This window comes from Ferdinandcohnia sp. SAFN-114 (genome assembly GCF_059415045.1).
In genome coordinates, this window is the sequence record NZ_JBPFDQ010000153.1 from 1 (window position 1) to 6,361 (window position 6,361).

At 33.4% G+C, this 6,361-nt stretch carries 3 protein-coding genes; all 3 read right to left on the reverse strand.

Going from position 1 to position 6,361, the window contains the following annotated elements:
- Positions 1 to 65: 65 nt before the first annotated feature.
- From ACR65M_RS26165 to dptF, 3 genes are read right to left on the reverse strand one after another with little or no spacing between them, the layout of a single operon-like run.
- The gene (locus ACR65M_RS26165) at positions 66 to 2,384 is read right to left on the reverse strand and encodes a hypothetical protein (RefSeq protein WP_440274877.1); all 2,319 of its coding nucleotides are present in this window, start codon (positions 2,382 to 2,384) and stop codon (positions 66 to 68) included.
- Complete coding sequence (gene dptG, locus ACR65M_RS26170; protein WP_121445974.1) at positions 2,353 to 3,759, reverse strand: DNA phosphorothioation-dependent restriction protein DptG; 1,407 nt, start codon at positions 3,757 to 3,759, stop codon at positions 2,353 to 2,355. Before dptG ends, ACR65M_RS26165 begins: the two co-directional genes overlap by 32 nt.
- Positions 3,760 to 3,767: 8 nt before the next feature.
- Positions 3,768 to 6,014 (reverse strand): DNA phosphorothioation-dependent restriction protein DptF, encoded by a 2,247-nt coding sequence (gene dptF / locus ACR65M_RS26175; RefSeq protein ID WP_440274878.1) that lies wholly within the window; start codon positions 6,012 to 6,014, stop codon positions 3,768 to 3,770.
- Between the last annotated feature and the right edge of the window lie 347 nt (positions 6,015 to 6,361).

The following is a 6,361-nucleotide window of genomic DNA, read 5'->3' on the forward strand; positions in this document are numbered from 1 at the left end:
AAATTAATGAAAAAGTGTTAAATTTAATATGGATAGGTGTTTTATATATGTCTCATTTGGCTAGGTCAGTTCACTTTGGGGCCCTTTTGTTCTAGTTGTTTTTTCAAGTATTGACAAATTCCTTTAACAACTTCTTTATCATTGTGAATATGAATCACATTTAATAACAAAGGTGAACGAGAGCTTTCTAGGAATAAATAATTAAAATGATGGATATATTGCTTAATTTTCTCCTCAACAACCTTAGCTAAAAATTCATTAGCGGTTCCGACAGAAACAATTTGTTCATTTTCATATTCATGCCACTCAGGATATTCAAACTCCATACTTGGTCTATACAAATTAGCCTTATCGGAATAAATATACGGCAAGAGGTTCTTTGGATGTAATCGTTCAAGGATACTACGATCAATAATTTCATCCTTTACTTCCTCTTCAATTGCTAGTTGGTACGCTATGTTTAGTGGATGAAATGGCGTTAACCATATTTTTCCGCCCTCTACTTGCATACCTAATTTAAAGATTCCTTTTTGTTCATTGTTCAACAAGGTATCTTCTTTAATCTCTTGTATAGCCTTATCTACAGCCAAAACAAGCTTAGTAGCTAACTCCTGAAGATCACTATTCATATAGGTTAAGCTTGGTAGTGTCTTGTTCTGTTTAAAATAATTTAAATATGCATCATAGCATTCAGTAATCTCAATAGGTAATGTGAGCGTATCAATATGTTGGTTTTCTACAACATAACGATAGCTATTTTCAATCCAATCACTTTCATGATATAACAGCTCTTTGAAGCGTTCAAATGGATAAAAGATTGACGTACCTTGTCTTAACTTCTCATCTTCAAATATAAAGTTTTCTTTATGTTCCCGTTTTAATTTCCAAACTTGTCTTGCACTTATCCGTGAAGATTTTGAATCAGAATCTTTTATCTCTATAGGAATGTACACTTGAAGGTATTTAATTGAGAAAAATAGTGAATTATCCTCCCAAGCTGAGTAATCTAACTCAACAGTAAGCTTCTCTTTGTCAGGCAGATTAACTGTTTGATAGCCCTCTTGTATGACTTGGTACTTTTCTTCGCCAAAGGAACCAAATGAAATTTTGTCTCCTTCATATTTTAGAACGATTCTTGAATCAGAACCATTTACAACAAGGTGATAATTCGATTCTATGCCTTCAAATTGTTTTGCTGAAAATGGGACAATCAGAAAATTAAACTCGTAACCGGATTTTGATTCGTCTTTATGCTTATATTTAACTTGGTAAAATTTCGCCTCATTCAATGTAGAAGGTAGCTTTACCTTTAGTTTTTTGCCGCTTACCTCCGCATAAGGTGTACTCTTTTTATGAATGAATTGGTTTTTCAAATAGTCATCAAATTCGAACACCATTTCAATAGATTCGCGTTCATCTGAATTAAAAATGATTAAATGACGTTTTCGTTGTCCAGCTTTGGTCTCTTGAAATGCTTTTTCCCAAAACTCAAGACTCTTATTACCCTTCTTTGTATTTCCAGCAAGGTATTGAAGTGAGCTACCTTTATTATTGTCATACGAATTTTTCACGGGGGAAAAGTCGTTTTCAAACCAATTATCCTTTTTTAACTTATTTTGCATCTTATCATCAAATAGCTTCTCAAGTTCTGTTTCCTGTGTTCCATAATCATGTATACGTTGTACATTTTCGAAAAGCCAAAAGTTCTCTGCTAAACGACTGCGAATGTCCGCAGACTTCATGTTGGAGCTTTTATTTAATTCATTATCAATGAATAAATGCAGTGATTTGAAATCACCAGTTTCAATCTTACCTTTTTCGATTAACGAAATGACATCTGCATAATCCCATAAAGAGGTTTGAATAACGACATCTTCTAACTTTTTATCTAAATGAAATCGAATAACCTCTTTTTCTGGCTCACAAAGCTGTTCATTTGTTTCCAATTCTTCTTTTATGTATTTTGTAATTGATAGGATGTTAAATGGCATCCCTTCTTTTTGTAAATCGCTACTGCCTCCTCGAATACTATCAAGCGTTTCATAACATATACTTAGTAGGGCCGTTTCCTTCCATTCATTATCTTGTTCACTAACTTGGTTTCTTAATGTAACTAAGTAATCTGGCGTTACATCATTAATAGTTGCTGCAACCACTACTCTTACTGAGCCCATCATAAGGCAAAAGGTTTGATATGGTGAACCTTGTTCGTGCTTATACACGAATGGTTCTGCGATTCCATTTTGACCGAGCGTTTGATAAAAATCCTTAACGTTATCTTTACTATCGAATTGTAAATAAAACCGTTCGCCACCACTTAATTGTTCTGATTCGAGAAATCGAATCAACTTTTTACTCATGTATTGATAAAATTGGTTTAACATACTGGGCATCACCACTATCACTTTTTTTCTCAATTAAATTGAGTTTATTAAACAACTTTATAATCTCTTCTCGAGAATAGCGATCAAAATAAACACCGCGTCTTTCAAACTCAACAAATAACTGTTTAAGTGAAATCTTTTCCTGTTTAACCGATACAGCTGTAAGAAGAAGGAGAAAATCCTGTGTCACATTTAAGGTATAACCTAACGAACCCCTTGTTTTTAAGAAATAAACCTTCCCGATTTCATTAATGTAAAGAGCATATCTTGAAATAGTCTCTTTAGTTAACCCCAACGATATCTGCTTCTGCAACTGACGATAGGCTTCTTCGAGACTTCCTTTCTGTTCAATCCCCTCAACATTATTAAGTACAATTTCAGAGTATTCCTTCGTCCAATCAAATAAATTTGAGTACACCTTTTCTCTATCTGCCTCTGCCAGTGTCTCAAAATGCTGAACAAGATCTTTGTATAATAGATTTTCTTGATTTAAAAGATAATTAACATGCTCAAGAGTATTCATATGACTAAGTAGTTGTTTGGACGCCTCTGTTATCAGCTTAAAGCCATTTGTCGTTGCTTTTCGATTACGATTTGTGGCTTCCCAGTCAAGATTATAGAAAACAGGACTCGCTACCTCTTTATCCATTTCCTCATATTGATTTAACTTCAAAGTTAATTGTGTTACCGAAAAGAAGTAATAATAAGCTATAAACAAACTAATATTGTTCATAAAGAAATCACGATTAAGCGTTAAAGTACGTAAATCTTCTAAGAATAAATCCTTAATAAAAGGAAAAGCCATCGCATATGTTTCTTTTGTGTTGCCAGCCTTTAATTCAGGCAGTAATTTATGAATCAATCTTACCAACACATGTTCATTTTCTTTTATTTGTAGTATTTCTTCTAAAATTTGGCTGTTGTGCTTTAATAACACATCATAGATATACTGAGCAATATCCTTTTCCCCAGTCGCCTCTTTCGAATCGGATAATAAAAGATACTTGAACATCATCGGATGAAACAAGCGGATACCGTTAGCACTATAGAGAAATGTTTTTAAAATATCTTCAAAATAAGGTCGATCTTCCTCATTCATTTGAACATTTTCACTGACTTTTGTGATAAAGGTCTCGATGTCAAGCTCATTTTCATCATCTGTCTTATGATATGTTTTCTCTTCAACAAGACGAAAAAACTCTCCAATTACAGGTGCAAAACCATTTGCAAATTTAGCACGTTCAGGATTTCTCGTCTTAAAAGGTAGTAATGTAACCCTTTTATTAATCGTATGCTTTAATGTTTTCTTCCCGTTTTTTGTTTTCACACTTAGAGATTTTCTGAGTGCTTCTAACGTATAAACCTCAGGTTTCATGTACTCATTCACCCCTCCCTATTGAACTTAAAACCAAAAAACTCTTCATATTCCAGGCGGAACATGAACTGTGTCTTCATGTCTTTTATTAAAATTTCTTCCTGCTGCTGTCCAAATGGAAGTAGACTGTCAATAAATTTAATAAATTGAATCGAGTCCTCTCGATCTTTCCTATTGAGTCGATACCCTTGAAGTACCTTACCAATCATTTCGTATAATGGTAAGTCAATTTCCACATGGTGAACCTGTTTATAAGGAGCGCATCGAAATCCTAGAAATAGTGTTGGAGTAAACCGGAAGATAATCTCCTGTGATTCGTTTTTAATCGTTACCATCTCTTTTTTGATTTGAATAGGAGCCGCAATTCTTATCAAATTCCCTTCATCATCAAGATAAAGGTATCCATTTGTTGGGCTTCCCTTCCAGAGATAGATTGATTTCTCTACTTCAAAGTATAAATCTAGTAGATTACGTCCATTATCTGTGTTGTAAGCATATAAATATTTCATATAATTTTCGTAGACCGTATCCTTAAACGATTCTTTTAAATGTGAGTCATAAAGAAAAGATGCTCTAATAAGTAATTCACTTAATTCCCTTTTAGTGTCTTTATCTAAGAAGGCAATATTTTCAACAGGTTCTAATAATTGAATCCATTCTTGTGCAGATGAATCAAAAATGATATCCCGATAATAGACGTAATAGTTCCCTGAGTTATAAAGTGAAACCAGCTTTTCGTCAACCTCTTGTGTCCGAAAGTGAATTGGATCTTGATTGCCTAACATTTTCAAAACAGGTGACTTATCTCCACCCTCAAATAATAGATTGGGTAGCAAATGCGGCAGCATATCAATAAAATCATGCGTTTTTAATTCCTCTGCAGCAGCAGGTACGAGTATATCGTGAACAAAATTAAGTAACTCACGTGATGAGATTATGAGTTTGTCCTTCATGATTGTTTTGATTATTAGTTGAATAATCTGTTGCTGCATTGACTTCGAACTAAACATTTTAAAATTAATAAGTAATGGATTATACGAAAATTTATCTTTATCCTTTTGATAGGCCACATAAAATGGATTATCAGAATCCTCTTTTGTGATTCTTTCAAAAAGTGTTGACATATAGGTAGATATAGGACCGTCTTTAGTTAGTTCAAATGAATGGTAATCAGCAAAATTCACAAGCTTGAATGTATCATGCTCAGCAGGTGATGAAATGACACCAGATTCAAATACCCTAGCTTGTTCTATATAAGCCTTTAGTTTCTGATATTTCTCCTGTGCATAGGTTGATTCAATAAAGTTATGTAGTACACCAAGGTTGATGGCTAAAATCAATTTCTCACTTGATTCATCAATAAGAGAATCAGAAAATGGTTCAAGAACCTCAGACAGCGTGTCCATTGAGTTTTTCTTCGGGTCAAAACTCTCTGTTGCGTCATTGTGGATTTTAAATTGACTTATTAGCTCCGGCTTTGTCGTAGATAAATAGCCTAGTAAATGGGATTTTCCATCTCCAACACTCCCACATAAAAATATTAATTTGCTACCAGGTGAGTCCTTACATTCTTGTAAATGTGACTCAAATGTATCTTGTATTGGCCGTTTAACATGCATATATTTCTTAAAATCACTTAATTCCTGGTATCCCTCAACAGCCTCTTGTGAAGATTCTCTTAATTTGCTCAACTGATAAAGCAAATAAGAGTTATGAAGGGTTGGTAGTTCACGTTCTTCTACTCTTTCTACCACTTTCAATTGTTCCTCTTTTTCTAGAAAATCAGGTATGTACTCAGCCAATAGTTTTTTTACCTTCTCATCAAGTGTTTCATATTGTGGATCTTGGTATGGTGGAACCTCCTTGTCTGGACTTAACACATAGGATTCAACAAACCACTTTACTATAAAAAACAAATTATGATGGACCTTAAATGCGTCCGAAATAGGTATTTTCTTATCATTATGTATAGCTGCATTACCCATTCTCCGTATTCTGTCCAACGCACTGAATACATTATCTTCTATAATACCTTCATTTTTTAGCAACATATTCTTTTCTGCTTGATTCGCATGTGACGGATAGTCCATTTTTTCTTGTATATAAACTTCTTTTACTAGGAGTTCCGCTAGCTTTCTTGCCTTAAAAAGAGAAGCATCAATGTCTTTAAATAAAAGTAGCTCAAAATCCTTTCCAAGCTCGGCCCATTCCTTGCTAAAAACTTCAATAAATTGCAAGGCATATTCTTGTTTCATTACATTTTCACCCCCACAAATTCTTAACAAAAGGGATATACCATTGTTAGTCCCTTTGATCCTATCTAAATGCTAACATGCAAGCTTTTTTACATTCAGTAAAAAGTTAAAAGGCATATTGCATTACTTTCAACAATTACCTTTTCAAAGTAAATTATATCAAATATTTCCATCAAATAAAAAAAGTAGCCATTAATTTGGCTACAATCTTCATTTTAAATATTAAGATTTCTGATTACTCTTTCTACGAGCAGCAGGAAATTAATAATATAAAGGCTGTGTTAAATTTTAATGTTGATATTCATTATAAAATTAGGGATACCTAAATGGTTCCCTAACTTTTGTAA

Coding starts and splice junctions, on each gene's coding strand:
- ACR65M_RS26165 (WP_440274877.1), bottom strand. CDS start 2,384: ATGTTAAACCAATTTTATCAATACATGAGTAAAAAGTTGATTCGATTT.
- dptG (WP_121445974.1), bottom strand. CDS start 3,759: ATGAAACCTGAGGTTTATACGTTAGAAGCACTCAGAAAATCTCTAAGT.
- dptF (WP_440274878.1), bottom strand. CDS start 6,014: ATGAAACAAGAATATGCCTTGCAATTTATTGAAGTTTTTAGCAAGGAA.